Genomic DNA, 26,990 nt, shown 5'->3' with positions numbered 1-26,990 from the left:
GCCGCCATTGTCAGCCCAACCCCACGGATGCCCGCCATGCCTGGTTCACAGAATTCCTATCGCAACGGTCCCGACGCCACCGGTCTGTTCGGTTCGTTCGGCGGTCAGTACGTCGCCGAAACCCTGATGCCGCTGATCCACGACCTAGCCGCCGAGTACGAGAAGGCCAAGGCCGACCCGGCGTTCCTCGAAGAGCTGGCCTACTTCCAGCGTGACTACGTGGGCCGGCCCAGCCCGCTGTACTTCGCCGAACGCCTGACCGAGCACTGCGGCGGGGCGAAGATCTACCTCAAGCGCGAAGAGCTCAATCACACCGGCGCGCACAAGATCAACAACTGCATCGGCCAGATCCTCCTGGCCAAGCGCATGGGCAAGCAACGCATCATCGCCGAGACCGGCGCCGGCATGCACGGCGTGGCCACCGCCACCGTGGCCGCGCGGTTCGGCATGGAATGCGTGATCTTCATGGGCACCACCGACATCGACCGGCAGCAGGCCAATGTGTTCCGCATGAAGTTGCTGGGCGCCACGGTGATCCCGGTCACCGCCGGCACCGGCACCCTCAAGGACGCGATGAACGAAGCGCTGCGCGACTGGGTGACCAACGTGCACAACACCTTCTACCTGATCGGCACCGTGGCCGGCCCGCACCCGTACCCGGCGATGGTCCGCGACTTCCAGGCGGTGATCGGCAAGGAAACCCGCGAGCAGCTCGCCGAGAAGGAAGGCCGCCTGCCCGACAGTCTGGTTGCCTGCATCGGCGGTGGCTCCAATGCCATGGGCCTGTTCCACCCGTTCCTCGATGACCAGGACGTTCGGATCATCGGCGTCGAAGCCGCCGGCCATGGCATCGAGACCGGCAAGCATGCGGCCAGCCTGAACGGCGGCGTGCCGGGCGTGCTGCACGGCAACCGCACCTTCCTGCTGCAGGACGACGATGGCCAGATCATCGACGCCCACTCGATTTCCGCCGGCCTCGACTACCCCGGCATCGGTCCGGAGCACGCCTGGTTGCACGATATCGGTCGCGTCGAATACACCTCGGTGACCGACGATGAAGCCCTCGCTGCCTTCCACCAGTGCTGCCGCCTCGAGGGCATCATCCCGGCCCTGGAAAGCGCCCACGCCCTGGCCGAAGTGTTCAAGCGCGCACCGACCCTGCCCAAGGATCACCTGATGGTGGTCAACCTGTCCGGCCGCGGTGACAAGGATATGCAGACCGTGATGCACCACCTCGACCTGTCCAAGTCGGAGAACAACTGATGAGCCGTTTGCAGAGCCGCTTCGCCGCGCTGAAAGAGCAGAACCGCGCCGCCCTGGTGACCTTCGTCACCGCCGGCGACCCGCATTACGATGCCTCGCTGGCGATCCTCAAGGGCTTGCCGAAAGCCGGCGCCGACGTGATCGAACTGGGCATGCCGTTCACCGACCCGATGGCCGATGGCCCGGCGATCCAGCTGGCCAACATCCGTGCCCTGGCCGGCAAGCAGAACCTGATCAAGACGCTGCAGATGGTCCGCGAATTCCGCAAGGACGAGCAGGCCACGCCGCTGGTGCTGATGGGTTACTTCAACCCGATCCACAAGTACGGGGTCGAGCGCTTCGTCGCCGATGCCAAGGAAGCGGGTGTCGATGGCCTGATCGTGGTCGACGTGCCGCCGGAGCATAATGCCGACCTGTGCGACCCGGCCCAGGCCGCGGGCATCGACTTCATCCGCCTGACCACCCCGACCACCGACGACAAGCGCCTGCCCACTGTGCTCAACGGCAGCTCGGGCTTTGTCTACTACGTCTCCGTGGCGGGTGTGACCGGCTCCGGTTCGGCGACCCTGGAACACGTGCAGGAAGCGGTGGCGCGCCTGCGTCGCCACACCGATTTGCCGATCAGCATCGGCTTCGGCATCCGCACCCCGGAACACGCGGCAACCATCGCCCGCCTGGCCGATGGCGTGGTGGTCGGCTCGGCGCTGATCGACCAGATCGCCAAGGCCGACACCGACCAGCAGGCCATCGACGGCGTGCTCGGCCTGTGCGCCGAACTGGCCGAAGGTGTGCGCGGCGCTCGCCGTTAAAGCACGTTGACGGGGTGCCGGTGTGGTGGGCTGAAGCGGGGCGCCGCCCGGCCCACCCTACGGCTCATGGTGGGCGGGCGTAGGGGGGCGTAGGGTGGGCTTCAGCCCACCGATCCACCGCGCCCCCGCCCATCATCCCCACGACCTCACTCCCCCAGGTCTTCATCAACATCCCCATTCCCGCACCAATCCGGCTCAAGCACCCCGCGCTCGACATAGCGGTGGAAACTGGAATACGGCCAATCCCTAGCCCGCGCCACCAGCCCGTGTTTGACCGGGTTGTAGTGGATGTAATTGGCATGCCGCGCGAAGTCGTCATCGTCACGGAGGCGGTGTTCCCAGAAGCGGCGCTGCCAGATGCCCTTCTCGCGTTTCCTGGCCTTGCTTGCGTCACGCTGCGTGGCTGCCGGCAGTGCCCGGGAAAAGCCACTTTTGATCAGGCTCCAGCGTTGCGAGTAGGCGCTATCGCCCTCCGGTAGTGTCCAGATCGCGTGCAGGTGGTCGGGGAGCACGCAGATCGCGTCGGTGGTGAACGGCAACTGCCGCATTGCCGTGGCATAGGCCTGGCGCAAGTCGTGGATGGCATCCACCAGCAGGGTGGAAGAGCGGTCGGCGAGGGTGACGGTAAAGAAATAGCTGCCGCCTGGCAGCCGATCGCGTCGGTAGTTGGACATGGGCAATCCTTTGCCTAGTAGGTCAGTGAGTGGGAAGTGTAGGTCGTGTGAAGATGTTTGGAACGATGTATCGATACATCAATGACACGGTGGGCTGAAGCCCACCCTACGTGAAAGGCGGGTTGTAGGGTGGGCTTCAGCCCACCGTATCGCTCATGAACAGTTCGGCGATCAGGCTACGCAGCCAGACGCTGCGCGGGTCCTTGTGGAAGCGCGCGTGCCAGTAGTGCTTGAGGTCGTACGGCGGCATGTCGATGGGCGGCTCGACGATGCTCACGCCCAGCCGGTGCGTGTACAGGTTGGCCACCGTGCGCGGCAGTACCACGACCAGGTCGGAGCGTTCGATGATCGACGGCACGCTCATGTAGTGCGAGGTCTGCAGCACGATGTTGCGGCGGATGCCGGCCTTGGCCAGGTGTGCTTCGAACATTTCCTGGCGGCGGCTGCCGTCGCGCACCTGCAGGTGTTCCAGGGCACAGAACGCCTCCAGTGACAGGGGCTTGCCGGCCAGCGGATGGTCGCTGCGGATCAGGCACGCGAGGTTGTGGGAGAACAACCGCTGTTGGTAGATGTTGGGGGCCGTGAGGTCGGGGAAGTAACCCAGGACCGAGTCGACCCGGCCTTCGTGCAGGCTCTCGGTGAGGTCCTCGGGTGCCAGGCTGATGGTGCGTACTCGCGCATGGGGCGCGGCCTGGCGCAGGCGCTCGAAGAGCGCCGGCAGGAACACCACTTCGCCCACTTCGCTCAGGCAGAAAACGAATTCATGTTCGCTGGTGGCTGGGTCGAAGGTCGGGCTGGTGAGGATGTCGCGGTCGATGATCTCGATCACCTCGCGGGTGCGCTCGATGATGCCCTGGGCCCGTGGCGTGGCCTCCATCGCCGTGCCCGTGCGGATGAACAACGGGTCGTCCAGGGAGTGGCGCAAGCGTGCCAGGGCCGCGCTGGCGGCGGGCTGGCTGATGCCCAGTTGTTTCGCCGCCGCCGTGACGTTGCCGGTCTCGTACACGGCCAGGAGGATGCGGAGCAGGTTGAGGTCGGTGCGCATCGGTATAACCAAATCAGATAGTGTGAATAAAGAAAATTTGCTTCTGTTATTTATCGCCCGCCGCGAGGATGCCGTCCAGACAAAAATAAATCCCAAGGCAACTCCTCATGATCAACCTGCACGATATTCGCTATGTGCGCCTGGGCACCGCGAACCTCGATGAAGCCCGCCGCTACGCCACGCAGATCCTCGGTCTGCAGGTCGTCCGCGAAGCCCATGGCGCCGTCTACTTCCGTTCCGACAGCCGCGACCACACGCTGTGCTACTACGAAGGCGACCCGCGCGAGACCACCACAGCCTTCGAGGTCACCTCGTCGGAAGAACTGGAACACGCCGCCGTATTGCTCGAGAGCAATGAGTTCAAGGTTATCCAGGGCTCCCGCGAAGACGCGGAAGTGCGCTACGTCAACGACCTGATTCGCTTCCAGGACCCGAGTGGCAACAACATCGAGCTGGTGTTGCGCCCACGGGCCAGCGGTCCGCGTTATTTCCCGAGTCGCGATGCCGGCATCACCGGTTTCAGCCACATCGGCCTGCGCACGACCAATGCCGCGCGTGACGAGCTGTTCTGGACCCGCCTGGCCAACGCCAGGGTCAGCGACCGGATCGGCGAGGCGCCGCTGCTGCGCATCGACGAGATCCACCACAAGATCGCCCTGTTTCCGTCGGCCCATCCGGGTGTGCAGCACATCAACCACCAGGTGGAAAGCATCGACGACGTGATGCGCGCGTATTACTTCCTGCGCGATCGCGGCATCAAGATTCTCTTCGGCCCTGGCCGCCACCCGACCTCCGGGGCGATGTTCCTGTATTTCGAGGGACCGGACGGCATGACCTACGAGTACTCCACCGGGGTCAGCCATATCCGCGCCGAAGACGAGGCGACTCATCAGCCGCGGCAGTTCCCGGCGATTCCGGAAGGCTTCTGCATGTGGGGCTCGAAGCCCGATATCCCGGAGTTCAAATGATGAACGCCCTGCCAATCCCCAGCGCCGCGCAGCAGCGCGAGGTGCGCCTGGCGGCGCGAGCCCTGGGCCGTGCCGGCCTGGCTCATGCCTACGGCCACTGCAGCCTGCGCCTGGACGCACAGCACTTCCTGGTCTGCGCGCCGCAACCGATGGGCCTGATCACGCCGGGTGAGCCGGGCATCGTGGTGCCGGTCGACGGCGAGCTGCCCGAATGCGTGCTCGGCGAAGTGCGCATCCACCAGCAGCTCTACCGTCGTCGTGCCGATATCGGCGCGGTGATCCGCAGCATGCCGGCGCAGGTCATGGCGCTGTCCTGCGCCGGGCTCACGCCGCAGCCGCGGCACGGCATGGGCAGCTATTTCCAACCGTCGATCCCGCTGTGGGACGACGTGCAACTGCTGCGCAGCGACGCCCAGGCCAGCGCCCTGGCCGATCTGTTCGGCACGGGCAAGGCCCTGGCCATGCGCGGCAACGGCGCCATCGTCGTCGGTGATTCGCTGGTCGAGGCGCTGACCCTGACCTGGTACCTGGAAGACGCCGCACGCATCGAACTGCAACTGCGCAGCGCCGGCCTGGCCGAGCAGGGTCCGCTGCTCGACGCCGACGCCTGTGCCCAACGCGCGACCCGTAGCGGCCGGATCTTCGAACGCATGTGGGAGTACCTCACGGCGGGCGATCCGGAAGCCGGCGACCCAACAAACTAGAAAAGAGAAACAGAGGAACACAGCCATGCCTGCGCAAGAATTCCGCCACTTCATCAACGGCGAGTGGGTCAGCAGCACCCGTACCTTCGAGAACCGCAACCCGGCCGACAACAGTGTCATCGGCCTGGTCCACGAAGCCGGCGAAGCCGAAGTCGACGCCGCCGTGCGTGCCGCGCGCGCCGCGCTGAACGGCCCATGGGGCTCGATGACCGTGGCCCAGCGCATGGCGTTGCTGCACAAGGTGGCCGATGGCATCGAGCGTCGCCATGCCGAATTCGTCGCCGCCGAAGTGGCCGACACCGGCAAGCCCAGCCACCTGGCCGGGCACCTGGACATTCCGCGTGGCGCGGCCAACTTCAAGGTCTTCGCTGACCTGTTCAAGAACGTGCCCACCGAAAGCTTCGTCATGGACACCCCGGACGGCGGCAAGGCCGTCAACTACGCCGTGCGCGCCCCACGTGGCGTGATCGCCGTGGTCTGCCCGTGGAACCTGCCGCTGCTGCTGATGACCTGGAAGGTCGGCCCGGCCCTGGCCTGCGGCAACACCGTGGTGGTCAAGCCGTCGGAAGAAACCCCGGCCACCGCGACCCTGCTCGGCGAAGTGATGAACGAAGCCGGCGTACCGCCGGGCGTATACAACGTGGTGCATGGCTTCGGCGCGGACTCGGCCGGCGCCTTCCTCACCTCGCACCCGCAGGTCGATGGCGTGACCTTCACCGGCGAAACCGGTACCGGTGAAGTGATCATGAAGGCCGCCGCCAAGGGCATCCGCCCGGTGTCGCTGGAGCTGGGCGGCAAGAACGCCGGCATCGTGTTCGCCGACGCCGACCTGGAAAAGACCGTCAAAGGCCTGGCCCGCGCGGTCTTCGAGAACAGCGGCCAGGTGTGCCTGGGCACCGAGCGCATCTATGTGCAGCGTCCGTTGTTCGAGCGCTTCGTCGCCGCGTTCAAGGCTCACGCCGAAGGCATCAAGGTCGGTGACCCGAATGCCCACGACACCACCATGGGCCCGGTGATCTCCCTCGGCCACCGCGAGAAGATCCTCTCCTACTGCCGCCAGGCAGTCGCCGATGGCGCCACCGTGGTGCATGGCGGCGGTATCCCGCAGGTCCCCGAGCACCTGGCCGAAGGCGCCTGGTTCGAGCCGACCATCTGGACCGGTCTGGCGGAAAGCTCGGCCGTGGTGCGCGAAGAAATCTTCGGCCCGTGCTGCCACATCGCGCCGTTCGACACCGAGGAAGAAGTGGTGCGCCTGGCCAACGACACGCCGTACGGCCTGGCCGCCAGCGTGTGGACCAGCGACCTGCAGGTCGCCCACCGCCTGGGCAGCGCGCTGGATGTCGGCATCTGCTGGATCAACTCGTGGTTCCTGCGTGACCTGCGCACCGCCTTCGGTGGCGCCAAGCAGTCGGGCATCGGCCGTGAAGGCGGTGTGCACTCCCTGGAGTTCTACACCGAGCTGCGCAACGTCTGCGTACGCCTGTAAGGAGCGCCCTGATGAACCCACAAGATATCCAAGGCATCGGCCAGCAACTGCACCAGGCCCTGAGCAACCGCCAGGCGCTGGCGCCGCTGACCGACGCCAACCCGGACATGACCCTGGAGCAGGCCTATCAGGTGCAGCTGGCGATGATCCAGCCGCGTCTGGATGCTGGCGAGCGCGTGGTCGGCAAGAAGATCGGCGTCACCAGCAAGGTGGTGATGGACATGCTCGGCGTCGACCAGCCGGACTTCGGCCATCTGCTCACCGACATGCTCTATGCCGACGGCGCGAGCATCGCCATCGACAGCCTGATCGCACCCAAGGCCGAGGGCGAGATCGCCTTCGTGCTCAAGGACGACCTGCGCGGCCCGGGCATCACCGTGGCCGACGTGCTGCGCGCCACCGCCTACGTGATGCCGTGCTTCGAGATCGTCGACTCGCGCATCCGTGACTGGAAGATCCGCATTCAGGACACCGTGGCCGACAACGCTTCGGCCGGCGCCTTCGTCCTCGGCGACCAGGGTGTCGACCCGCGTGACGTCGACCTGGCCTGCGTCGGCATGACCCTGGAAAAGAACGGCGAGGTGGTCGCCACCGGCGCCGGCGCCGCGGCCCTCGGTCATCCGGCCAACGCCGTGGCCTGGCTGGCCAACACCCTCGGCCAGCTCGGCATCGGCCTGAACAAGGGCGAAGTCATTCTCTCCGGTTCCCTGGCGGCCATGGTGGCGGTGCAGGCCGGTGACCAATTGCGTATCAGCCTCGGCGGCATCGGCTCTGCCTCCGTCCGCTTCGTTTGAAGGAAAACCCCATGAATCTTTCTGCAGCAACCATCGCCGAACTGGCCGAACACCTGGAAAACGCCGAGCTGAACCGCGTTGCGGTGGCCAAGATCACCGACGCCTACCCGGACATGGACTGGGAAGACGCCTACGCCATTCAGGACGCTATCCGTGCACGCAAGGAAGCCCGTGGCGTGCGCATCGCCGGCCTGAAGATGGGCCTGACCTCCTTCGCCAAGATGAAGCAGATGGGCGTCACCGACCCGATCCACGGCTTCATCACCGACTACGGCTCCTGCCTGGACGGCGCGGCCATCGACGTCGACGGGCTGATCCATCCCAAGGTCGAGGCGGAGATTGCCTTCGTCCTCAAGCACCCGCTGAAAGGCCCGGGCTGCCACATCGGCGACGTGCTGGCGGCCACCGACTTCATCCTGCCGGCGGTCGAGGTGATCGACTCACGCTACGAGAACTTCCGCTTCGACCTCAAGAGCGTGATCGCCGACAACACCTCTTCGGCACGTTTCGTCACCGGCGGGCAGATGGCCAATGTGCAGGGCATCGACCTGAAATGCCTGGGCGTGGTGATGGAGAAGAACGGCGAAGTGGTCGCCACTGGCGCCGGCGCCGCCGTGCTCGGCCACCCGGCGCAGAGCGTGGCCATGCTGGCCAACATGCTTGGCGCCAAGGGCCGCGAACTGCCGGCGGGCACCTTCATCATGACCGGCGGCATCACCGAGGCCATCGCGGTCGAGGCTGGCGACAACGTCACCGTGCGCTACCAGCACCTGGGCAGCGTCTCCATGCGCTTTACCTCGTCCAGCCAAGGCTGATCAGGAGATCACGAGCATGCCTATCGCCATGATCCACATCACCGAAGGCCGCAGCGAAGAGAAGAAACACGCGCTGCTGGTCAACGTCACCCAGGCCATCGCCGACAGCCTCGAGGTTCCGGTCGAGAGCGTGCGCGTGCTGCTCCAGGAAATCCCCGACACCCAGTGGGCCGCTGGCGGCAAGACCCTCGCCGAACGCCGGCGCGGAAACGCCTGACCCCACGTCGCGTGCAACGACAGGACGATAACAATGAGTAATCCAATCAGCGTCGCCATCATCGGCTCGGGCAATATCGGCACCGACCTGATGATCAAGATCCTGCGCCACGGCAAGCACCTGAAAATGGGCGCCATGGTCGGCATCGATCCGGCTTCCGACGGCCTGGCCCGTGCCGAGCGTCTCGGCGTGGCCACCACGGCCGGCGGTATCGAGGGCCTGCTGGCCCTGCCCGGGTTCAAGGACATCCGCATCGTTTTCGATGCCACCAGTGCCGGCGCCCATGCGCGCCACAACACGCTGCTGCAGGAGCACGGCGTCAAGGTCATCGACCTGACTCCGGCGGCCATCGGCCCCTACACCATCCCGGCGATCAACCTCGATGCCGAGCTGGATGCGCCGAACATCAACATGGTCACCTGCGGGGGCCAGGCAACCATCCCGATGGTCGCGGCGGTGTCGCGTGTGGCCAAGGTGCATTACGGCGAGATCGTCGCCTCGATCAGCAGCAAGTCTGCCGGTCCGGGCACCCGCGCCAACATCGACGAATTCACCGAGACCACCTCCAGCGCCATCGAGAAACTTGGCGGCGCCGAGAAGGGCAAGGCGATCATCGTCCTCAACCCGGCCGAGCCGCCGCTGATCATGCGCGACACGGTGTTCGTGCTGTCGGAGAACGCCGACCAGGCCGCCGTCGAGCGCTCGATCCTGGACATGGTCAAGGCCGTGCAGGCCTACGTGCCGGGCTATCGCCTCAAGCAGCAGGTGCAGTTCGAGGTGATCCCCGAGGACCAGCCGGTCAACGTGCCCGGCCTCGGCCTGCGCAGCGGCTTGAAGACCTCGGTATTCCTCGAAGTCGAAGGCGCCGCCCACTACCTGCCAGCCTACGCCGGCAACCTCGACATCATGACCTCGGCAGCCATGGCCTGCGCCGAGCGCATCGCCGCTACCCGGCTCGTGGAGGCCTGACCATGACCCATAAGAAGCTCTACATCTCCGACGTGACCCTGCGTGACGGCAGTCATGCCATCCGTCACCAGTACACGCTGCAGAACGCCCAGGACATCGCCCGCGCGCTGGACAAGGCCAAGGTCGACTCCATCGAAGTCGCCCACGGCGATGGCCTGCAAGGCTCCAGTTTCAACTACGGCTTCGGCAAGCACTCGGACCTCGAATACATCGAAGCCGTGGCCGACGTGATCAGCCACGCCAGCATCGCCACCCTGCTACTGCCGGGCATCGGCACGGTGCACGACCTCAAGGATGCCTACAACGCCGGTGCCCGCACCGTGCGCGTGGCCACCCACTGCACCGAGGCAGACGTCTCGCGCCAGCACATCGAGTACGCCCGTGAGCTGGGCATGGACACCGTCGGTTTCCTGATGATGAGCCACATGCTGCCGGCGGAAAAACTCGCCGAGCAGGGCAAGCTGATGGAGAGCTACGGCGCCACCTGCATCTACATGGCCGACTCCGGTGGCGCGATGAGCATGCAGGACATCCGTGAGCGCATGCGTGCCTTCCGCGCCGTGCTCAAGCCGGAAACCCAGCTCGGCATGCACGCGCACCACAACCTCAGCCTCGGCGTGGCCAACTCGATCACCGCCGTGGAAGAGGGCTGCGACCGTATCGACGCCAGCCTCGCCGGCATGGGTGCCGGTGCCGGCAACGCGCCGCTGGAGGTATTCATCGCCGCCGCCGAGCGCCTGGGCTGGAACCATGGCACCGACCTCTACACCTTGATGGACGCCGCCGACGACATCGTCCGCCCGCTGCAGGACCGCCCGGTACGCGTAGACCGCGAAACCCTGGCCCTGGGCTACGCCGGTGTGTACTCCAGCTTCCTGCGCCATGCCGAAATCGCGGCCAAGCGCTACGGCCTCAACACCGTGGACATTCTCGTCGAATTGGGTCGCCGCAAGATGGTCGGCGGCCAGGAGGACATGATCGTCGATGTGGCCCTGGACCTGACTCGACGCTGATACCGAAGGGGATCTGCCCGCGTCGGCAGGACGCCGATGAAACGGCCTCGGCATGTGTGGTTACAGCTCGTAAACTGCGCACCGCTGCCGTTTCACCTCGCGCGCGAGATCCCCACTAGGCCCTGAAAAATGCACCGCCTTGCACTGCCCTTACAACCCCAGACAAGCCTAATAAAAGGGGATACACCATGACTCAGAACACCGCCAGAATTGGCGAGATCATCGACAACGCGAAGATATCGCCGTACCAGATCATCATCCTCACCCTGTGCTTCCTGATCGTCCTGGTGGACGGTTTCGACACAGCGGTCATCGGTTACATCGCACCGTCCCTGCGCGAGGAATGGGGCCTGCTGCCGGCCCAGTTGTCCCCGGCCTTCGGTGCCGGTCTGTTCGGCCTGCTGGTCGGCAGCCTGGTGTTCGGCCCGGTGGCCGATGCCATCGGCCGCAAACGCGTGCTGCTGGTTTCGGTACTGGTGTTCGGCGCCGGCACCCTGGCCTCGGCCTACACCCACTCGATCGAGTCGCTGACCATCCTGCGCTTCATCACCGGGATTGGCCTGGGCGGCGCGATGCCCACCTGCATCACCCTCAGCTCGGAATATTCGCCGGCGCGTCGACGGATGATCATGGTGACCCTGAGCTGGAGCGGCTTCACCGCTGGCCTGGCCCTGGGCGGCATGCTCGCCGGGCAGATCATCCCGGCGTTCGGCTGGCGTGGCGTGCTGATCCTCGGTGGCGTCGTGCCGCTGGCGATGCTGCCGCTGCTGGCCTGGCTGATGCCCGAGTCGGTACGCTTCATGGCGTCCAGCCCGAAACACGCCGATGCCCTGCGCAAGGTGGTCGAACGCATCACCGGCAAGAGCTGGGCCGGCGTGACCATCATCGATGACGAGCGCCCGGTCGAGGTCAAGTCGCCGATCTCGCACCTGTTCATCGAAGGCCGTGCGATCCGCACCCTGCTGCTGTGGGTGGCGTTCTTCTGCTCGCTGTTCGTGTTCTACCTCCTGACCAGCTGGCTGCCGACCATCCTCAAGGATGCCGGCTACGACATCGTCCATGCCTCGCGCATCGGTGCCATGGTGCCGCTGGGCGGGACCATCGGCGCGATCCTCATGGCCCTGCTGATGGACCGTGTCGGCCCGTACCGCGTGCTGGCCCTGTCCTACCTCGGCGCCGCCGTGGTGATCGGCGCGACCGGCTACCTGATGGGCGATATCTACCAACTGGCCGCCGCCGTGTTCCTCATTGGCTTCGGTGTGGCCGGGGCGCAGAACGGCCTGAACCTGGTCTCCGCCACCATCTACCCGACCGCCGCCCGCGTCACCGGGGTGAGCTGGGCGATGGCCAACGGCCGCTTCGGCTCCATCGTCGGCTCGATGCTCGGCGCCTGGTTGATCGCCGCGGCGGGCACTTCCCAGGTGTTCTTCACCTGGCTGGCGCTGCCGGTGCTGGTGGGCTCTGCCGCCATCTTCGTGCTCTACCGGCTCAGCGTGAGCCGCCGCAAACCGGTCGCCGGCGCACCCGCCACCAGCGCCTGATTCCGCCTTGCCAACCCGCCGCTCCCACGGGAGCGGTGTCGGGAGCGGCTTGTCCGCGCCCGGCTTTTTTTACCGCGACAACATCCGCGACAACTACAAGAAAGCCACGGAGAACATCATGTCCCGCAATCGTCAGCCGCTCATTCTCGGCGCCTTCGCCCTTGCTGCACTGCCCCTCGCCACCCAGGCCGCCGGGCTGATCGAGGATGCCCATGCGCGCCTGGAAGCGCGCAACATCTACTTCAACCAGGACAACCGCAGCGGCAGCGCCAAGCCGTCGAAGATGGAAGAGTGGGGCCAGGGGTTCCTGTTCGACTTCACCTCCGGCTACACCGAAGGCACCGTGGGTGTCGGTGTCGATGCCCTGGGCATGCTCGGCCTGCGCCTGGACTCGGGCAAGGGTCGCCACTACAACCCCGAGAGCACCAACCGGGCCGGCATGGTCTTCCCGACCGATAGCGACGGCCGTGCGGTGAGCGAATTCAGCACCCTGGGCGTGACCGCCAAGGTGCGCGTGGCCAAGACCGAAGCACGCCTGGGCACGCTGCGCCCGCGTATGCCGGTGCTGGTGCTCAACGACGGTCGCCTGTTGCCGGAAACCTTCGAGGGCCTGCAGGTGACCTCGCGTGACTTCGACAACCTGACCCTGACCGGTGGGCAGATCCAGCGGGTCAAGAGCCGTAACTCGTCGAGCAACGAGGGCATGGCGATTGCCGGTGCCGGCGGGCCGGTGGGCAAGCGCAGCAACGAGTTCAACTTTGCCGGCATCGACTACAGCCTCAGCAAAGCGCTGACCCTGCAGTACTACTACGGCGAGCTGAAGGACTTCTACCGCCAGCACTTCGTCGGCCTGGTGCATCAGTACCAACTGCCGGTGGGCAGCCTGAAGAGCGACCTGCGCTTCTTCGACAGCGGCGCTTCGGGCCGCAGCGGCAGCACCGAAGGACGCCTGGCGGGCTACCGCAGCGCCGGCTTCAACAACGATGGCAAGATCGACAACCGCGTACTGTCCGGCCTGTTCACCTACAGCCTGGCCGGTCATGGCTTCGGCATCGGCTATCAGCACATGAGCGGCAGCAGCGACTTCCCCTTCGTCAACCAGGGCGATGGTTCGGCCACCTACCTGATCACCGACCGCCAGACCGGCGCGCGCTTCCAGAAAGCCGGCGAGCGCACCTGGGTTGCCCAGCACACCTATGACTTCGCCCAGGTCGGCATTCCCGGGCTGACCACCCTGCTGGCCTACCAGCGTGGTGATCACATCAAGTCGGTGCGGGGCGATGCCCATGAGTGGGAGCGCAACTTCTGGGTCAACTACGCCTTCCAGGGTGAAACACTCAAGGGCCTCGGTGTGTCCTGGCGCAACGCCTCGCTGCGCAGCACCTACGCTGCCCAGCGTGACCTGGACGAGAACCGCCTGTACATCACTTACACCCTGCCGTTGTTCTGACGGACGTGCGTAATGAGAAAGCCGGCCGATGCCGGCTTTTTCATGCCTGGTCGTGGCGGGTCCATTGGCTGCCTCGTGGCATGGGCCACGCGCTGTGCGCTGCGGCCTGCTTGGTGCACACGACAACCTAGAGGCGGTTGACGTTTATCTTCAACTCATTGAATCGGAAGGGAATCTATTGCCAATCCAGCCCATAAAACGGGCTTCTCTGAGGCAATTGCGAACACCGCAGTTGGTGGGCTGAAGCCCACCCTACAGAACCTGAACCCCGCGTAGGGTGGGCTTCAGCCCACCAATCGGCGCGTCATGAAGCGCAAAAGTCGAACGTCCGCACCTGCCTCGATCCGGCCCTCCATATCGAACCGTCGATAGCCCCTGGGTCCTATGCCTGCTGGCTGGTTTGTTACAACCGCTTCATCAGGTACTTGGGCGATTCCTCGTAACCCTGGCGAAAGTAGAAACGGTGCGCATCGCTGCGGCGGCTGGCGCAGTGCAGTTCGATGCGGTCGCAGCCGCGCTCGCGGGCCAGGCGCTCGGCTGCCTGCTCCAGGGCCGCGCCGATGCCCAGGCTGCGGGCTTCGTCCGCCACGCAGAAGTAACTGATGCGGCAGAAGTCGCCGGGCAACGCCAGTTGCACGATGAAGTGCAGGGAGATGAAACCCAACACCCGGCCCTCGTCTTCCGCCACCAGCAGGCGTTCGTCCGGGTGGGCCAGCAACTGCGCGAGGCGGGCTTCGATGAAGCGCTCGGTACCGGGGTAATCGAGGGCGGCGAGCAGGGCGTTCAGGCTATGGGCATCCTGTGGGCGGGCATCGCGAATGGTCGGCATGCGGGCTGTCCTTGAGGGCTGTGGCCCATACCCTAGCGCACGGCTCAGGCTGCGCCCAGCACCCGCAGGCGCACGGCGATCACCCAGTCCGCCACCTGGCGGTGGTAGGCCTGCATGTGCGGCGTGGCGAGGTGTGCATGCAGGTGTTCCAGGCTCTGCCATTGCTCGAGGATGACCAGGCTGTCGGTGTCCTGGTGCTGGCTGTCGAGACCGCTGGCTAGGTCCAGGCTGGGCCGGTAGGCCAGGCAACCGGCTTCGGCGAGCACGGCGGGCAGGTTGGCGTGGATGGCATCCAGCACGTGCTGGCGGGTGCCAGGGGCGGTACGAATTTCAGCAATGACGTCGATCATCGGGCAGTCTCCGGGGTGGGCGTGGGGTCATGGAAATGGGGCTGGACGAAGGCGGCGAGCGCTTCCAGGGTTTCTGCGGCGGTATGCTGCACGCCCGCGTCGTGCATGGCCAGCAGCGCCTCGAACAGGCCGCCGCAGCACGCCACGGCGGCGGGGATGATCAGTCCCAGTGGGGGGCGAAATCCGGGTTGGCCAGGCGCTCTCCGCGTTCGAGGGTGGCGATGGCGGCCATGTCTTCCGGGCTCAGGCGCAGCGCCTGGGCAGCCAGGTTGCTGGCCAGGTTGGCGCGCTTGGTCGAGGACGGAATCACTGCAATGCCACGCTGCAGCAGCCAGGCCAGGGCGACCTGCGCCGGGGTGACGCCATGGGCGGCGGCAATGCGTTGCAGCAGCGGCTCGCTCATCACCTTGCCGTAGGCCAGCGGCATGTAGGCGGTCAGGTGAATGCCCTGCTGCTCGGCGAACGCCACCACCTTGCGGTTCTGCAGGAAGGGGTGGATTTCCACCTGATGGGTGGCGATTTCGGCTGCACCGACTGCGTCGATGGCTTGCTGCGCCTGGGCATTGGTGAAGTTGGAAATGCCGATGGCGCGGGTCAGGCCCTGTTGCTTGGCTTGCAGCAGCGCCGCCATGTATTCGGCCACGGGAATGGCGTCGTTCGGCGCCGGCCAGTGGATCAGCGTCAGGTCGAGTTGTTCCAGGCGCAGCTTATCCAGGCTCTCGCGCAGGCTGGGGATCAGGGCGTCGTGATTGAGGTGGTCGATCCAGATCTTCGTGGTGACGAACAACTCGCTGCGCGGCACCGCGCTTTCGGCAATGGCTTGGCCGACGTCGGCTTCGTTGCCGTAGATCTGCGCAGTGTCGATGTGGCGATAGCCCAGTTCCAGGCCAGTGCGAACCGAGTCGATGACCTGCTGGCCCTGCAGGCGGAAGGTACCAAGGCCGAAGGCGGGAATCTGCATGGGGGTGCTCCTGTGATGAGGGATCGGTGGCCGCCGATGTCGGCCGACGTGCTTTGGACAGTGTTGTCGTTGATGAGGCGCAGTTTCCTCGCCAGACTCATGCGGAAAAAGACAGTATCAAGCCAAAGATAATTGACGCAGGGTCACGAATCCGTCGGCGGCCCACACAGGTATCCCCATGAAAACCACCCTCGATGAGTTACAGGCGTTCGCTACTGTGATCGACAGCGGCTCCATCAGCGCTGCCGCCGAACACCTCGGGCAGACCGCTTCCGGTGTCAGCCGCGCGTTGAGTCGTCTGGAGGACAAGCTCGACGTCACCCTGCTGCAACGCACGACGCGCCGCTTGGAGTTGACGGAGGAGGGCCGCGTGTTCCTGACCCAGGCCCGGCGCATCCTGGCCAGCGTCGCGGAGGCCGAAGAGCAGATGGCCCTGCGTCGGCAGCGGCCGGCCGGGCGGTTGCGGGTCAATGCCGCCTCGCCGTTCATGCTGCATGTGATCGTGCCGCTGGTGGCGGGCTTTCGCGCGCTGTACCCGGAGATCGAACTGGAACTGCACAGCAGCGACCAGATCATCGACCTGATCGAACAGCGCACCGATGTCGCCATCCGTATCGGCACCCTGCGCGATTCGACCCTGCATGCCCGGCCACTGTGCAGCAGTCGCCTGCGCGTGCTGGCCAGCCCGGACTACCTGCAGCGCCATGGCGTGCCGACCACGGTCGAGGCCCTGGGCGGGCACAGCCTGCTCGGCTTCACCCAACCGGATTCGCTCAACCAGTGGCCGCTGCGCCATGCCCTGGGCGAGCGCTGGTCGATCAACCCCAGCCTGTCTGCGTCCAGTGGCGAGACCTTGCGTCAGTTGGCCCTGGCGGGCGAGGGCCTGAGCTGCCTGGCCGATTTCATGACCCTGGCCGACCAGCAGCAGGGCCGGTTGGTACAGGTGCTGGAGGCGCAGACGGTGGAGGTGGTGCAGCCGATTCACGCGGTGTATTACCGCAACACCGCGCTGGCGGCGCGCATCACCTGCTTCCTCGATTACGTCAGCGAACGTCTGCGACCTGAGCGGCACTGAGCGTTTGGATACGGTCTGGCGAATCGGGGAGAGGGCGACGGATACGTATCGATTCGCGGCGTCATAGCGTGAGCGCGATTGGCCTTATGAAATAAATGGTGTAGTTTTTCATGAAATCTATAAGAAGAATTTTCATGGAGCGCCCATGTTCAAGCAGTCAGCCCAGCATGTCGGCACCTATTACGCCGGCACCTACGGTCAGATTCCGCTACGGCCGCGCCTCGAGGGCCGCGAAGATCGCGACATTTTGATCATCGGTGGCGGCTTCAGCGGCCTGCACACCGCCCTGCGCCTGGCCCTGTCCGGCAAGAGCGTCACCGTGCTGGAGGCCAGCCGCGTGGCCTGGGCCGCGTCAGGGCGTAATGGCGGGCAGGCGCTGCCGGGCTGGTCGTGCGACATGCCGCCGCTGGAAAAGGCCCTGGGCCTGGAGGGCGCCCGCCAGTTGTGGGACAGCATGGTCTGGGCCGCCGAGGAAATGCGCGATCTGCCGCAACGCCATGGTTTCGATATCGATTACCGACGCGGTGCGATCTACACCGCCGTGTTGCCGCGCCGGGTGCGCCTGCTCCAGGAAAACCTCGACGACGCCGTGCACAAGTGGGGCTACGAGCACCTGCGCTTCATCCCCCGCGAAGAGTTGCCGCAGTGGATCGCCAGCCCGCGTTACCTCGCCGCCCTGTACGACGCTGGCGCCGCGCACCTCAACCCGCTGAAGCTGGCCCAGGGCCTGGCCAGCGCCATCGAACAGGCCGGGGGGCGCATCTACGAACAGAGCCAGGTGCTCGACTACCGTGAAACGGCCGAGGGCTTCGTTGCCCGCACCACCCAGGGCGAGGTCCATGCTGACGTGCTGGTGCTGGCCTGCAACGCCTACATCGATGGCCTCGACCGCAGCCTGTCGAAACGCCTGCTGCCGGTCGGCTCCTATCAGGTCGCCACCGCGCCGCTGGACCCGCAGCTGTCACGCTCGCTGTTCCCGCGCGGCACCTGTGCCATCGACAACCAGTTCGTGCCCGATTACTTCCGTGTCACCCCGGATAACCGCCTGCTGTTCGGCGGTGGCTGCACCTACCTGGGCGGCATTCCCAAGGATGTCGCCGCCGCTACCCGGCCTTATCTGGAGCGCGTGTTCCCGCAGCTGCGCGGGGTACCGATCGACTACGGCTGGGGCGGGCATATCGACTGCACGATGCACCGCACGCCAGATGTTGGGCGCCAGGGCCAGCGTTACTGGCTACAGGGTTTCTCCGGCCACGGCATCCTGCCGACCCTGGCCGCCGCCCGCGCGGTGAGCGATGCGATCCTCGGCGAGGATCGCCTGCTCAACCTGTACCAGGCCCTCGACAACCCTCGCTTTCCCGGCGGCGACGTATTGCGGGCGCCCATCGAGGCGGTGGGCAAGGCCTGGTACCGCTTGCGTGACAGCGTCTGACAACGAGGCCGACGGGTGGGATCACTGGTCGGCGAGAACAGCGGTGGCGGGCCAAGGTGTCTTCCACCCATGGTTATCGACAAGGATTCACGATGGACAAGCAGGACGAAATCGAAGGACTGGCGATCCTGGTGCGCGATCTGCGCAAGCACAAGAACGTCACCCTCGGTGAGCTGGCCGAACGCATCGACCGTTCGGTGGGCTTTCTCTCCCAGGTCGAGCGCGGTCTGTCGCGCCCGACCGTGGCCGATCTCACGGCGATCAGCGAAGCGCTCGGCGTGCCGACCACCTATTTCTATAGCCTGAGCAAGCCGCGCGAGGTGCGCTGGGTGACCCGGCCCCAGGAGCGGCGCACCTTGTACTACGCCGGTGGCATCACCGACATGCTGGCCTCGCCGACGTTATCCGGCGGCTTCTCCATGCTCGACAGCCTGCTCGAACCCGGTGCCACCAGTGGTGATGGGCACCTCGATGACAGCTCGGAGCAGGGCGGCTTCGTCCTCGAAGGCGAACTGACGGTGTGGTACGGCGAGGATGCCGAGCCGGTCGTGCTCGGCCGCAACGACAGCTTCCAGCTGCCGCCGCATGCGCAGTTCCGCTACGCCAACCTTTCCGATTCACCGACCCGGGTGCTCTGGGTCTTCACCTGACGTTCGGCCAGATTCCGCTGCGCACGGTCCTGGCCTGGCGCGGCTTGCGACCCGCCCGGCATTGATGACAAGGACAAGAACATGACCGCCGCTTTCCCCGACCTGCTCAGTGAAGTTCGCGCCTTCCGCGCCCAGTACCCCGACGTGCGTTACGTGGAGCTGATTTGCCTGGACATTCCCGGGCATTTCTACGGCAAGCGTTACCCGGTCGATATGCTGGAAAAGGTCGCCAGCGGCAGTCCATTGAAGTTGCCGCAGAACAGTGTGCTGCTCGGTGCCCAGGGCGGCCTGCACCCGATTGGCGACTACTGCTTCAACGACGGTGACCCGGACGCGTCACGGCGGCTGATTCCTGGCACGCTCAAGCCGGTGCGCTGGGAGAAGCCGTTGCTGGGGCAGATGCTGATCAGCACCGATGGCACCGACGCGCCCATCGAGTTCGAGCCGCGCGAAGTACTCGCCCGCGTCCTGCAACGCCTGGAACAGCGCGGCATCCACCCGGTGGTGGCCTTCGAGCTGGAGTTCTACCTGTTCGACCGCAAGCTGGAAAACGGCCTGCCGCAGTTCCCGCGAGACCCGCTGACCGGTGACGAAGACGACCAGCCGAACATGCACATCGAGCGCCTGACGCGTTTTTCCGGGGTGCTCCACGATATGGTCGAGACGGCCCGTGAGCAGGGCGTGGATGCTAACGTGATCACCGCCGAGATTGGCCCCGGCCAGTTCGAGATCAACTTCGCCCACTGCGCCGATGGCCTGCACGCCGCCGACCAGGCGGCCCTGTTCTGCCGCAGCACCCGGGGCGTGGCCATGCAGCACGGCTACCGTGCCAGCTTCATGAGCAAGCCTTACCTGCAGGCGCCGGGCAGCGGCATGCATGTGCATGTCAGCCTGTATGACGCCGCTGGCAACAACCTGCTCGATGGCGACCAGCAGCGCCCGCTGCGCCATGCGGTGGCCGGTTGCCTGGAATTGCTGCCGCACTGCATGCCGATCTTCGCCCCCAACCACAACGCCTATCGCCGCTACGGCTCGCGGGTCAACGCGGCGAGCCAGGCCAGCTGGGGTTTCGAGGACCGCGACGCGTGCATCCGCATCCCCGAGTCCGATGGCCGCAACCTGCGTATCGAACACCGCCTGGCCGGTGCCGACGCCAACCCGTATCTGGTCCTGGCGGCCATTCTCAGCGCCATGGAGTACGGCCTGGACAACGCCCGCGAACCCATCGCCTCACTCAACGATGATCGCCACAGCGGCGTGCCCTTTGCCAAGGACATGCTCACCGCCGTGGCGGCCATGGAGGCGCACCCGGTGGTACGGGAGAAGCTGGGTGGCGAGTTCGTGTTCGTCTACTGCGAGAACAAGCGCCACGATCACCTGGACTTCATGAACGAAGTCAGTGCGCGCGAGTACCGCTGGTTTCTGTAGTCGGTGCTTATGGTGCGGGCTCTGCCTGCCTATGCGTCGCCGTCGGTCGTCGGCACAGACACCAGCAGGATCAGTTCGCTCAGGTCCTTGTGCGAGTAGGTTTCGAACACGGGGAACCGACGCAGATGCTCGATGGCGGACTCCAGGCGCACGCCCTGGTGGGTGCCCTGCGTCGCCAGGTACATGGCGGCGTCGTCTTGGGCTGCAACGATCTTTTTCTCTGCGCCCGCGAAAATTTCCGTGGTCCACTCGCCGCTGAGGTGCAGGCAGATGTAACCCGACAACACGAGATCCAATACCGTGCCTACTGGCAGTAACGTGGTTTGCCAGCCCTCACCGTGGTTAAAGAGACTCTCTACAGTAGTCTGCGCAGTTATCGGAATGTTGGTGTCATAGCCGAGAAACTCTCTCGGTATGGTGGCCTGCGCATGCAGGCTGGCAGACAGGGCAAGCAGCCCGGCCAGGTGTCGCAGCGTGAGTAGTCGTGATGCTGTGGCCATAAATGTTCTTCCTGAAGGCATGGCAAAGGGCGCCTTCCTGGCGCCGGTGCGGAATCTAAAGGAACGTGGCCAACAGAACGCAGCGCCCGGTCACATCCCGGGCCGATGACCCACAGAAATGAAAAGCCCGGCATCGAGCCGGGCTTTTTGTGCGGCTAGCCGACGCTTACTGCGAGGCCTGCATGGTGCGCGCACGCTCGGCCAGTTTCTGCTGCTTGTAGGCCAGGGCGGCGGGGGCCACGGGTTGCACGCGACCGGTTTCGAGCCACTTTTTCAGGCGGCTGGCGTCGGCCATGTGGGTGTATTTGCCGAAGGCGTCGAGCACCACGAAGGCCACCGGGCGGCCGTTCATGGTGGTACGCATCACCAGGCAGTGACCGGCGGCGTTGGTGAAGCCGGTCTTGGTCAGCTGGATGTTCCAGTCGGCCTTGTGCACCAGGGCGTTGGTGTTGCGGAAGCCCAGGGTGTAGTTGGGTTTGCGGAAGGCCTGGGTGTGTTCACCGGTGCTGCTGAACTGGCCGATCAGCGGGTACTGCTGGCTGGCCTTGAGCAGCTTGACCAGGTCGCTGGCGTTGGACACGTTCCTTTCCGACAGGCCGGTGGGTTCGGCGTAACGGGTCGAGGTCATGCCCAGGGCGCGGGCCTTGGCATTCATCGCCGAGACGAACGCCGGCACGCCGCCTGGGTAGTGGTGGGCCAGGCTCGAAGCAGCGCGGTTTTCCGAGGACATCAGGGTCAGCAGCAACATGTCGCGGCGGCTGAGTTCGCTGTTCAGGCGCACGCGCGAGTAGATGCCGCGCATTTCCTTGACGTCGCGAATCACCACGGGCAGCTGTTCATCCATCGGCAGCTTGGCGTCGAGGGTGACCATGGCCGTCATCAATTTGGTGACCGAAGCAATCGGCACGACAAGATTCGGATTGCTGGAGTAGAGAACCTGATCGGTCTTCAGGTCGATCAGCAAGGCACTGCCGGAGGCGAGTTCCTGTTTGCTGGCGGGGATTTCCTTGGCCTGGGCCGAAGCGCTGAAAACCAGGCAGGCCAGCGCAAGGCTGACGAGGGGGCGACGAATATTCATGATGACGATTCACTGAATAAAAGGTGATTGACGAGGCACTCCCTGCCAGTGAAGAACCTGCCGTCCATGAATATGACTTGTAAAACAGGCTATTGCGAAAGCAATTGAAGGTTGAAGATGAGCTCTCGTCAAGGACAGTTCTCATCTCCCGATGAATGGGTCAGGCGTTGATCGGCCGTTGTCGCCCCAGCCGGCTCAGCCACAGCGAGGCGAGAATGATCGCGCCGCCCATGGCCAGGCGTGGCAGGTCGGCGTCGCGGTTCCAGATCAGCAGGTTGACCAGCAGCCCGGCCGGCACGTGCAATTCGTTGAGTACCGCGAGGGTGCCGGCGTTGACCTGCACACTGCCCTTGACCCACCAGAACATGCCCAGCGCCGTGGCGAACAAGCCCATCCACAGCAGCACGCCCCACTGCACGGCCGTCTGCGGCAGCTTGCCGGCATCGCCGAACAGCAGGAACGACGGCACCACCAGCACCATGGCGCCGAGGAAGAAGTGACCGAAGAAACGGTACAGCGGCTGCCCCGGTTGGTAGTGCAGCAACAGGCGGCGGCACAGCACCTGGCCGGCGGCGAAGGTGATGTTGGCCAGTTGCAGGAGCAGGAAGCCGACCAGGTATTCGCCTTCCAGCGGCTCGAAACGAATGATCACCCCACCGCCGACCGCGACCAGCGCGGCAATCAGCGCCCAGGGGTTGAGGTGACGGGCGAGGGCATCGTCGAGCAGGGTCACGTAGATCGGTGTGAGCACGGTGAACAGCAGCACCTCGGGCACGGTGAGCACCTGAAAACTGCGGTAAAGGCACAGGTAGGTCACGCCGAATTGCAGCGCCCCAGCCAGCCAGAACCCGGCGAGCATCCGCCATGGCAGGCCACGCCAGAGGGTGAATGGCAGGAACACCAGGGCGGCGACCGCCACGCGGGCGAGCACGGCGAAATCGCTGTCGACCCGCCCGGCCAGGTACTCGCCGATCAGGCTGAAGGAAAAGGCCCAGAGCAGGGTGACGATCAGCAGGTAGCGCATGGGGCGGGGCTCGTTGCAGGCAGGCGCGGATCATACCGCAGCTGCCTGCGCGAGGTGATGCCGGCACGCCTGTTCTCCGGGGCATCCTGCGATCCAGCTGACCCGCAGGATGTCCCGGACAGGTCACCAGCGGTAGCTGACATTCGCCGATAGCGTGCGCGCCTTGCCGTAGTAACAGCCCAGCTCCCAGTTGCAACTGGCGACATAGGTCTTGTCCAGCAGGTTATCGGCATGCAGGCTGACCTCGGTGCCACGCAGGCTGGCATCCAGCTTGCCCAGGTCATAACGCACGGCAGCGTCAACCACGGCATAGCCGGGCAAGCGCTCCGTATTGTTGGCATCGCCGTATTGTTTGCCGGTCCAGCGCACTCCGCCACCCAGGCTCAGGCCGTCGAGCAGGCCCAGCGGTTGGTAGTTGGCCCACAGGGAGGCGGAGAAGGGCGCTTGCTGGAGCAGTTGCTTGTCCTTCTGATTACGGTAATTGCTTTTGGTCGTACGCGTATCGACATAGCTAAGGCCTGCGATCAGGTCCCAGGTCTGCGTGATCTTGGCCTTGGCCTCCAGCTCGGCACCCCGCGAACGAACTTCGCCCTGTTGGACGGAGAAGGCCGGATCGGCAGGGTCCTGGGTGGTCAGGTTTTGCTGGGTGATCTCGAAAGCCGACAGGGTAATCAGTGCTTCGCTGCCCGGCGGCTGATATTTGATGCCGGCTTCGATCTGCTGCCCGGTGGTGGGGTCGAAGGCTTTGCCGGCCCTGTCGGTGCCAATCAGTGGTTTGAAGGACTCGGCGTAGCTCAGGTAAGGCGCAAAGCCATTACCCATCAGCCAGGTCAGCCCAACGCGCCCGGTAAAGGCTTTGTCATCCTGTCGGGTACGTGTATCGGCGATCAGATCCTTGTTGTTGACCTTGGCCCAGTCCTGGCGACCACCCAAGGTCAGGACAATGTCACCCAAACGGATCTGGTCCTGCAGGTAGAGACCGATTTGGCTGACGGTGTTGTCCCACTGGTAATCCATCGGCGGGTTGGGAGAGATAACGCTGTAGTCTGGGTTGTACAGGTCGATCGGTGCGGCGAAGTAGTTGTTGTAGCCATCGTACTGGCGCGAGAAATACCGATAGTCCACGCCACCTAGCAGGGTGTGCTGCAGCTCGCCGGTCTTGAAGGTGTACTGCAGGGTGTTGTCCGCACTGATGGTGCTGTTGTGTTGCTGCCAGTCCAGTTTGTTGCGTGTGGCAGTACGGTTGTCGGGATCGGCATACCAGCGCAGGTAGAAGCCTTTGTAATCGTCGTTGAGGTCGACGTAGCGCAGGCTTTGGCGCAACAGCAGGGCATCACTGAATTCGTGGCTGAAGTCCAGGCCGAGTACATATTGCTCGCGGTTGTAATCGTTGTAGCCCGGCTCGCCCTGAAAAAAATCACGGTCGATCTTCTGTCCGCCGGGACCGCGCTTGAGTGTGCCTTTCATCGGCAATGGCTGGTAGTCCGGTACGCCATCGTCGCGTTGGGCCTGCAGGTAGACCGTCAGTGCGCTGCTGTCGCTGAGGTTCCAGGTCAGGCTCGGTGCCACGAACAGACGCTGGCTTTCGGTGTAGTCGATCTGTTCGTTACCACTGTTGGCGACCAGTAGGAAGCGATAGAGCAGACTCTTGTCGTCCAGCACTGGCCCGCTGACATCGAGTGCGCCGTTGACCCTGTCGTAGCTGGCAACGCCGAACTTGAGCTCTCCGCGGGCATAGTCCGTGGGTTTCTTGGTGACCATGTTGATGATGCCCCCCGGCTCGTTCTGGCCGAACAGCACTGAGGCCGGCCCCTTGAGCACTTCGATCCGCTCCAGGCTGTAGGGCTCGACCTGGGGCGCGCCACCCAGGCTGCCGGCGTAGGGCAGGTAGGCACCGTCCAGATAAAGCGGTGCCGGGGCGAAACCACGTGAGGTGATTTCATCGGTTAGCATGTGCGAGGCGGTGAAACCCTGGCTGGAAACCCCAGGCGTATACAGCAACGCCTTGGCGATCGTGCTTGATCCTCGGGCTTCGATTTCATCGGCGGTGACCACGTTGACCGTCTGTGGGATTTCGATCAGTGGGGTATCGGTTTTGGTCCCGGTGGCGCTGCGCGTGGCGACATAGCCGTCTACATGGCCCCAAGCGCTTTCACGCGTGTCATTGATATTGGTGGCACCCAGCTCCAGCTCCGTTCCATCCGCTTCGGCCCGACGCAGAGTCAGGGTGCGCTCATCGACGAACTGAAAGCCGTAGCCACTGCCTTGCAGCAGGCGCGAGAGGGCTTCGGCCACCGGGTAACGACCCTCCAGCCCGGCACTGCGCAGTCCGGCTACGTCATCTGAGGTGAACAGGATGCGAAGCCCGGCCTGGTCGGCGAATTGGGTCAGCGCACTGTCCAGTGCCTGGGCGGGGATCGAGAATGCCACGCTGGCAGCCTGCTCGGCGGCCATGGCCGGAAGGGCAATTGGCGCGCTGACGCAGCCGAACGCGGTGGCGAGTAAGATGGCCCGACGCAGCGCGCCAGAGCGGGAAGGGCGGAAGCAGATGTGCATGGAAGAACGCCTTCGGAATAGGGTTGGCTGCGCGTTATTAATGCGAATAATTCGCGCTTCATGCCTACGACGAAACAGCCCCGCCGACCTTGCCACGGAAAATGAACATTATTTTTATCCCGTAGCCTGGGTTGAGCGCAGCGATACCCGGGAACTGATGGCGCTCATCGTCGAAGCCTGCAGGAGCCCGTTTGCGGGCGATCCTGTTGGGCGGGGGGCAGATCGCCGGCAAGCCGGCTCCCACAAGAGAATGGCGCGAACCTGTGTGGTCGTGGAGCCACGCCATACGCGCGAAGGCTGTGTGAATCCGTGCGATTGCCACAGGCAGAAACTCCGCTCGCGCGCATGGCGCGCTCCTACACGGCGAATGGCCCGGGACTAGGACTTCGGCCGCACCAGGGTCAGCAGCGGCAGACGGGTGATCTGCACCGGCTGGGTTTGCGCCAGGGTATCGAGCATGCCCTGCGGGTCATCCAGTTCGAACACACCGCTGACCAGTTGCGCGCGCAGGGTGTCGTCAGTGAGGTAGAGCTTGCCCGGCAGGTAGCGCTCCAGTTCGCCAAGCACCTCGCCCAGTGGCTGGCGATTGAAGATCAGCTTGCCGCGCTGCCAGGCATCCGCCGCACGCAGGTCCACCTCGTGTACCGCGCCAGGTGCCTGCCCCTGCTGATAGTGCAGGCCCTGGCCGATGGTCAGCCGCGCCGGCGGCGCACCGGCCGAGTCGACCTGCACCACACCTTCACTGACCCGTACCTCGACCTGGTGATCGCGCAGGTCGACGTCGAAGCGGGTGCCGACGGCGCGTACTTCACCCTCGGCTGCATGCACGACGAACGGTCGCGTGCTGTCCTTGGCTACGGCGAACAATGCTTCGCCGCGATACAGGCGGATATCCCGACGTGCGTCGCTGAAGTCCACCGACAGCGCCGTGCCGCTGTTCAGCCAGACCTGGCTGCCATCGGCCAGGTGTATTTCACGGCGCTCACCGGTCGTGGTGCTGTGATCGGCATAGAGTGCCGGGCCCTGGTGATAGAGGCCCAGCGTCAGGGCGATCATGGCCAGGCTGGCGGCAATTGCGGCCCCTCCGCGCCAGCGCCGCGGCGGGATGCCGGTCGGTTCTGCCATGTCGTGGCGTTGTGCGGTTGCGGTGTGCGGCAACGCGCCCCACAACGCCTCGGCGTCCCGCGCCGCCGCGTGATGCGCGGGGCTGAGCTGGCGCCAGTTGTGGAACGCCAGGCGATCGGCCGCGCTGGCACGCCCGGAATGCAGGTGCACCAGGCGTTCGATGGCCTCGTCTTCGAGGTCGCTGTCGAGGGGCAATGATTCGTTCATGCGCAGTGCGGGCCGTGGTTGCGCAGC

The 26,990-nt window shown here is 65.0% G+C and carries 26 protein-coding genes; 16 read left to right on the top strand and 10 right to left on the bottom strand.

All coding sequences use genetic code 11. The features are described 5' to 3' along the window. The first annotated feature begins 36 nt into the window (after positions 1–36). Positions 37–1,263: a tryptophan synthase subunit beta gene (gene trpB / locus ACWPW0_RS22775; protein WP_447595364.1), complete on the top strand. Its 1,227-nt coding sequence runs from the start codon at positions 37–39 to the stop codon at positions 1,261–1,263. Further along, the gene (trpA, locus tag ACWPW0_RS22770; RefSeq protein WP_454256641.1) at positions 1,263–2,072 is read left to right on the top strand and encodes a tryptophan synthase subunit alpha; all 810 of its coding nucleotides are present in this window, start codon (positions 1,263–1,265) and stop codon (positions 2,070–2,072) included. The genes trpB and trpA overlap by 1 nt, the downstream gene beginning before the upstream one ends. A gap of 146 nt (positions 2,073–2,218) precedes the next feature. On the opposite strand, the gene ACWPW0_RS22765 is transcribed toward trpA, so the two are convergent. Both ACWPW0_RS22765 and ACWPW0_RS22760 read right to left on the bottom strand, forming a co-directional pair. Next, positions 2,219–2,746 carry an REP-associated tyrosine transposase gene (locus tag ACWPW0_RS22765; RefSeq protein WP_447595360.1) on the bottom strand — a complete coding sequence of 176 codons (528 nt, stop codon included), beginning with the start codon at positions 2,744–2,746 and terminating at the stop codon, positions 2,219–2,221. Positions 2,747–2,882: 136 nt separating this feature from the next. Continuing rightward, positions 2,883–3,791, bottom strand: a complete 909-nt coding sequence (locus ACWPW0_RS22760; protein WP_454256640.1) for a LysR family transcriptional regulator — start codon at positions 3,789–3,791, stop codon at positions 2,883–2,885. Between the two features lie 107 nt (positions 3,792–3,898). Between ACWPW0_RS22760 and ACWPW0_RS22755 the strand changes: the two genes are divergently transcribed. The 10 genes from ACWPW0_RS22755 to ACWPW0_RS22710 all read left to right on the top strand — a co-directional run bounded on the left by ACWPW0_RS22755 (position 3,899) and on the right by ACWPW0_RS22710 (position 13,748). Then, positions 3,899–4,759: a VOC family protein gene (locus ACWPW0_RS22755; RefSeq protein ID WP_447595356.1), complete on the top strand. Its 861-nt coding sequence runs from the start codon at positions 3,899–3,901 to the stop codon at positions 4,757–4,759. Beyond that, positions 4,759–5,463 carry a class II aldolase/adducin family protein gene (locus ACWPW0_RS22750; RefSeq protein ID WP_454256783.1) on the top strand — a complete coding sequence of 235 codons (705 nt, stop codon included), beginning with the start codon at positions 4,759–4,761 and terminating at the stop codon, positions 5,461–5,463. The genes ACWPW0_RS22755 and ACWPW0_RS22750 overlap by 1 nt, the downstream gene beginning before the upstream one ends. A gap of 25 nt (positions 5,464–5,488) precedes the next feature. After that, positions 5,489–6,949 carry a 2-hydroxymuconic semialdehyde dehydrogenase gene (locus ACWPW0_RS22745; protein WP_447595352.1) on the top strand — a complete coding sequence of 487 codons (1,461 nt, stop codon included), beginning with the start codon at positions 5,489–5,491 and terminating at the stop codon, positions 6,947–6,949. Between the two features lie 11 nt (positions 6,950–6,960). Continuing rightward, positions 6,961–7,743 carry a 2-oxopent-4-enoate hydratase gene (gene dmpE / locus ACWPW0_RS22740; RefSeq protein WP_454256639.1) on the top strand — a complete coding sequence of 261 codons (783 nt, stop codon included), beginning with the start codon at positions 6,961–6,963 and terminating at the stop codon, positions 7,741–7,743. Positions 7,744–7,754: 11 nt separating this feature from the next. Then, complete coding sequence (gene dmpH / locus ACWPW0_RS22735; protein ID WP_454256638.1) at positions 7,755–8,558, top strand: 2-oxo-3-hexenedioate decarboxylase; 804 nt, start codon at positions 7,755–7,757, stop codon at positions 8,556–8,558. A 16-nt stretch (positions 8,559–8,574) separates the two neighbouring features. Then, positions 8,575–8,775, top strand: coding sequence for a 2-hydroxymuconate tautomerase family protein (locus ACWPW0_RS22730; RefSeq protein ID WP_447595346.1), 201 nt, complete (start codon positions 8,575–8,577; stop codon positions 8,773–8,775). A gap of 33 nt (positions 8,776–8,808) precedes the next feature. Further along, complete coding sequence (locus ACWPW0_RS22725) at positions 8,809–9,744, top strand: acetaldehyde dehydrogenase (acetylating) (protein ID WP_454256637.1); 936 nt, start codon at positions 8,809–8,811, stop codon at positions 9,742–9,744. 2 nt (positions 9,745–9,746) lie between these two features. Beyond that, a complete protein-coding gene (gene dmpG, locus ACWPW0_RS22720) occupies positions 9,747–10,757 on the top strand; it encodes a 4-hydroxy-2-oxovalerate aldolase (protein WP_454256636.1) in 1,011 nt (336 codons plus the stop codon). A 188-nt stretch (positions 10,758–10,945) separates the two neighbouring features. After that, positions 10,946–12,298 carry an MFS transporter gene (locus ACWPW0_RS22715; RefSeq protein ID WP_447595340.1) on the top strand — a complete coding sequence of 451 codons (1,353 nt, stop codon included), beginning with the start codon at positions 10,946–10,948 and terminating at the stop codon, positions 12,296–12,298. A gap of 118 nt (positions 12,299–12,416) precedes the next feature. Further along, positions 12,417–13,748, top strand: coding sequence for an OprD family porin (locus ACWPW0_RS22710; RefSeq protein WP_454256635.1), 1,332 nt, complete (start codon positions 12,417–12,419; stop codon positions 13,746–13,748). Between the two features lie 403 nt (positions 13,749–14,151). Here the strand turns inward: ACWPW0_RS22710 and ACWPW0_RS22705 are convergent, their stop codons facing one another. The 3 genes from ACWPW0_RS22705 to dkgB all read right to left on the bottom strand — a co-directional run bounded on the left by ACWPW0_RS22705 (position 14,152) and on the right by dkgB (position 15,888). Next, complete coding sequence (locus tag ACWPW0_RS22705; RefSeq protein ID WP_447595336.1) at positions 14,152–14,577, bottom strand: GNAT family N-acetyltransferase; 426 nt, start codon at positions 14,575–14,577, stop codon at positions 14,152–14,154. Between the two features lie 44 nt (positions 14,578–14,621). Further along, on the bottom strand, positions 14,622–14,927 hold the full coding sequence (locus ACWPW0_RS22700) for a putative quinol monooxygenase (protein WP_454256634.1): 306 nt from the start codon (positions 14,925–14,927) through the stop codon (positions 14,622–14,624). Positions 14,928–15,087: 160 nt separating this feature from the next. After that, positions 15,088–15,888 (bottom strand): 2,5-didehydrogluconate reductase DkgB, encoded by an 801-nt coding sequence (gene dkgB, locus ACWPW0_RS22695; protein ID WP_454256633.1) that lies wholly within the window; start codon positions 15,886–15,888, stop codon positions 15,088–15,090. A 178-nt stretch (positions 15,889–16,066) separates the two neighbouring features. On the opposite strand from dkgB, the gene ACWPW0_RS22690 reads away from it, so the two are divergent. The 4 genes from ACWPW0_RS22690 (at position 16,067) to ACWPW0_RS22675 (ending at position 20,473) form a co-directional block, all read left to right on the top strand. Next, a complete protein-coding gene (locus tag ACWPW0_RS22690; RefSeq protein ID WP_454256632.1) occupies positions 16,067–16,963 on the top strand; it encodes a LysR substrate-binding domain-containing protein in 897 nt (298 codons plus the stop codon). A 145-nt stretch (positions 16,964–17,108) separates the two neighbouring features. Then, the gene (locus ACWPW0_RS22685) at positions 17,109–18,395 is read left to right on the top strand and encodes an NAD(P)/FAD-dependent oxidoreductase (protein WP_454256631.1); all 1,287 of its coding nucleotides are present in this window, start codon (positions 17,109–17,111) and stop codon (positions 18,393–18,395) included. A gap of 92 nt (positions 18,396–18,487) precedes the next feature. Continuing rightward, positions 18,488–19,045, top strand: coding sequence for a helix-turn-helix domain-containing protein (locus tag ACWPW0_RS22680; protein ID WP_447595326.1), 558 nt, complete (start codon positions 18,488–18,490; stop codon positions 19,043–19,045). An 81-nt stretch (positions 19,046–19,126) separates the two neighbouring features. Then, on the top strand, positions 19,127–20,473 hold the full coding sequence (locus ACWPW0_RS22675; protein ID WP_454256630.1) for a glutamine synthetase family protein: 1,347 nt from the start codon (positions 19,127–19,129) through the stop codon (positions 20,471–20,473). A 29-nt stretch (positions 20,474–20,502) separates the two neighbouring features. Here ACWPW0_RS22675 and ACWPW0_RS22670 read toward each other — a convergent pair whose 3' ends face one another. The 5 genes from ACWPW0_RS22670 to ACWPW0_RS22650 form a co-directional block, all read right to left on the bottom strand. Next, a complete protein-coding gene (locus ACWPW0_RS22670) occupies positions 20,503–20,973 on the bottom strand; it encodes a DUF2388 domain-containing protein (RefSeq protein WP_454256629.1) in 471 nt (156 codons plus the stop codon). A 166-nt stretch (positions 20,974–21,139) separates the two neighbouring features. Then, entirely contained in the window at positions 21,140–22,051 is a 912-nt protein-coding gene (pbpG, locus tag ACWPW0_RS22665) for a D-alanyl-D-alanine endopeptidase (RefSeq protein ID WP_454256628.1), read from the bottom strand. A gap of 160 nt (positions 22,052–22,211) precedes the next feature. Next, on the bottom strand, positions 22,212–23,075 hold the full coding sequence (locus ACWPW0_RS22660; protein WP_447595318.1) for an EamA family transporter: 864 nt from the start codon (positions 23,073–23,075) through the stop codon (positions 22,212–22,214). 123 nt (positions 23,076–23,198) lie between these two features. After that, complete coding sequence (locus ACWPW0_RS22655; RefSeq protein WP_454256627.1) at positions 23,199–25,631, bottom strand: TonB-dependent siderophore receptor; 2,433 nt, start codon at positions 25,629–25,631, stop codon at positions 23,199–23,201. A 378-nt stretch (positions 25,632–26,009) separates the two neighbouring features. Further along, the gene (locus tag ACWPW0_RS22650) at positions 26,010–26,963 is read right to left on the bottom strand and encodes a FecR family protein (RefSeq protein ID WP_454256626.1); all 954 of its coding nucleotides are present in this window, start codon (positions 26,961–26,963) and stop codon (positions 26,010–26,012) included. Between the last annotated feature and the right edge of the window lie 27 nt (positions 26,964–26,990).

The sequence above is a fragment of the Pseudomonas sp. Marseille-Q8238 genome (assembly GCF_965111915.1).
The sequence above is the reverse complement of the archived record's forward strand: the minus strand, read 5'-3'. Positions and strand labels throughout refer to the sequence as shown.

Excerpts from the sequence above, each read along its gene's own strand:
- trpB (WP_447595364.1), top strand. The coding sequence starts at position 37 with ATGCCTGGTTCACAGAATTCCTATCGCAACGGTCCCGACGCCACCGGT.
- trpA (WP_454256641.1), top strand. The coding sequence starts at position 1,263 with ATGAGCCGTTTGCAGAGCCGCTTCGCCGCGCTGAAAGAGCAGAACCGC.
- ACWPW0_RS22765 (WP_447595360.1), bottom strand. The coding sequence starts at position 2,746 with ATGTCCAACTACCGACGCGATCGGCTGCCAGGCGGCAGCTATTTCTTT.
- ACWPW0_RS22760 (WP_454256640.1), bottom strand. The coding sequence starts at position 3,791 with ATGCGCACCGACCTCAACCTGCTCCGCATCCTCCTGGCCGTGTACGAG.
- ACWPW0_RS22755 (WP_447595356.1), top strand. The coding sequence starts at position 3,899 with ATGATCAACCTGCACGATATTCGCTATGTGCGCCTGGGCACCGCGAAC.
- ACWPW0_RS22750 (WP_454256783.1), top strand. The coding sequence starts at position 4,759 with ATGAACGCCCTGCCAATCCCCAGCGCCGCGCAGCAGCGCGAGGTGCGC.
- ACWPW0_RS22745 (WP_447595352.1), top strand. The coding sequence starts at position 5,489 with ATGCCTGCGCAAGAATTCCGCCACTTCATCAACGGCGAGTGGGTCAGC.
- dmpE (WP_454256639.1), top strand. The coding sequence starts at position 6,961 with ATGAACCCACAAGATATCCAAGGCATCGGCCAGCAACTGCACCAGGCC.
- dmpH (WP_454256638.1), top strand. The coding sequence starts at position 7,755 with ATGAATCTTTCTGCAGCAACCATCGCCGAACTGGCCGAACACCTGGAA.
- ACWPW0_RS22730 (WP_447595346.1), top strand. The coding sequence starts at position 8,575 with ATGCCTATCGCCATGATCCACATCACCGAAGGCCGCAGCGAAGAGAAG.
- ACWPW0_RS22725 (WP_454256637.1), top strand. The coding sequence starts at position 8,809 with ATGAGTAATCCAATCAGCGTCGCCATCATCGGCTCGGGCAATATCGGC.
- dmpG (WP_454256636.1), top strand. The coding sequence starts at position 9,747 with ATGACCCATAAGAAGCTCTACATCTCCGACGTGACCCTGCGTGACGGC.
- ACWPW0_RS22715 (WP_447595340.1), top strand. The coding sequence starts at position 10,946 with ATGACTCAGAACACCGCCAGAATTGGCGAGATCATCGACAACGCGAAG.
- ACWPW0_RS22710 (WP_454256635.1), top strand. The coding sequence starts at position 12,417 with ATGTCCCGCAATCGTCAGCCGCTCATTCTCGGCGCCTTCGCCCTTGCT.
- ACWPW0_RS22705 (WP_447595336.1), bottom strand. The coding sequence starts at position 14,577 with ATGCCGACCATTCGCGATGCCCGCCCACAGGATGCCCATAGCCTGAAC.
- ACWPW0_RS22700 (WP_454256634.1), bottom strand. The coding sequence starts at position 14,927 with ATGATCGACGTCATTGCTGAAATTCGTACCGCCCCTGGCACCCGCCAG.
- dkgB (WP_454256633.1), bottom strand. The coding sequence starts at position 15,888 with ATGCAGATTCCCGCCTTCGGCCTTGGTACCTTCCGCCTGCAGGGCCAG.
- ACWPW0_RS22690 (WP_454256632.1), top strand. The coding sequence starts at position 16,067 with ATGAAAACCACCCTCGATGAGTTACAGGCGTTCGCTACTGTGATCGAC.
- ACWPW0_RS22685 (WP_454256631.1), top strand. The coding sequence starts at position 17,109 with ATGTTCAAGCAGTCAGCCCAGCATGTCGGCACCTATTACGCCGGCACC.
- ACWPW0_RS22680 (WP_447595326.1), top strand. The coding sequence starts at position 18,488 with ATGGACAAGCAGGACGAAATCGAAGGACTGGCGATCCTGGTGCGCGAT.
- ACWPW0_RS22675 (WP_454256630.1), top strand. The coding sequence starts at position 19,127 with ATGACCGCCGCTTTCCCCGACCTGCTCAGTGAAGTTCGCGCCTTCCGC.
- ACWPW0_RS22670 (WP_454256629.1), bottom strand. The coding sequence starts at position 20,973 with ATGGCCACAGCATCACGACTACTCACGCTGCGACACCTGGCCGGGCTG.
- pbpG (WP_454256628.1), bottom strand. The coding sequence starts at position 22,051 with ATGAATATTCGTCGCCCCCTCGTCAGCCTTGCGCTGGCCTGCCTGGTT.
- ACWPW0_RS22660 (WP_447595318.1), bottom strand. The coding sequence starts at position 23,075 with ATGCGCTACCTGCTGATCGTCACCCTGCTCTGGGCCTTTTCCTTCAGC.
- ACWPW0_RS22655 (WP_454256627.1), bottom strand. The coding sequence starts at position 25,631 with ATGCACATCTGCTTCCGCCCTTCCCGCTCTGGCGCGCTGCGTCGGGCC.
- ACWPW0_RS22650 (WP_454256626.1), bottom strand. The coding sequence starts at position 26,963 with ATGAACGAATCATTGCCCCTCGACAGCGACCTCGAAGACGAGGCCATC.